The sequence below is a fragment of the Vibrio viridaestus genome, from assembly GCF_003856525.1.
Taxonomy (GTDB): Bacteria; Pseudomonadota; Gammaproteobacteria; order Enterobacterales; family Vibrionaceae; genus Vibrio; species Vibrio viridaestus.
The window spans coordinates 1-816 of sequence record NZ_RJVQ01000054.1; the positions used below are offsets into that span (position 1 = coordinate 1).

Consider the following 816-nt stretch of genomic DNA (forward strand, 5'->3'; position numbering starts at 1 on the left):
GCCGTAAACGCCTTCATCAGAGAAAGAGACCGCGACTTACCATGTATCTCGTGCGGAACGCTCACGTCTGCTCAGTGGGATGCCGGACATTACCGGACAACTGCTGCGGCACCTCAACTCCGATTTAATGAACGCAATATTCACAAGCAATGCGTGGTGTGCAACCAGCACAAAAGCGGAAATCTCGTTCCGTATCGCGTCGAACTGATTAGCCGCATCGGGCAGGAAGCAGTAGACGAAATCGAATCAAACCATAACMGCCATCGCTGGACTATCGAAGAGTGCAAGGCGATCAAGGCAGAGTACCAACAGAAACTCAAAGACCTGCGAAATAGCAGAAGTGAGGCCGCATGACGTTCTCAGTAAAAACCATTCCAGACATGCTCGTTGAAACATACGGAAATCAGACAGAAGTAGCACGCAGACTGAAATGTAGTCGCGGTACGGTCAGAAAATACGTTGATGATAAAGACGGGAAAATGCACGCCATCGTCAACGACGTTCTCATGGTTCATCGCGGATGGAGTGAAAGAGATGCGCTATTACGAAAAAATTGATGGCAGCAAATACCGAAATATTTGGGTAGTTGGCGATCTGCACGGATGCTACACGAACCTGATGAACAAACTGGATACGATTGGATTCGACAACAAAAAAGACCTGCTTATCTCGGTGGGCGATTTGGTTGATCGTGGTGCAGAGAACGTTGAATGCCTGGAATTAATCACATTCCCCTGGTTCAGAGCTGTACGTGGAAACCATGAGCAAATGATGATTGATGGCTTATCAGAGCGTGGAAACGTTAATCACTGGCTG

The 816-nt window shown here is 48.0% G+C and carries 3 protein-coding genes; all 3 read left to right on the forward strand.

Features of this window, described 5'->3' with window-relative positions; genetic code table 11:
* Positions 1-354 (forward strand): recombination protein NinG (locus tag EES38_RS21690; protein WP_208020499.1); only part of this gene is annotated, 354 nt, incomplete at its 5' end.
* Entirely contained in the window at positions 351-557 is a 207-nt protein-coding gene (locus tag EES38_RS21695; protein ID WP_002901791.1) for a phage NinH family protein, read from the forward strand. The genes EES38_RS21690 and EES38_RS21695, both read left to right, overlap by 4 nt.
* Positions 535-816: metallophosphoesterase (locus EES38_RS21700; protein WP_208020500.1), on the forward strand; the 282-nt coding region annotated here is incomplete at its 3' end. The genes EES38_RS21695 and EES38_RS21700, both read left to right, overlap by 23 nt.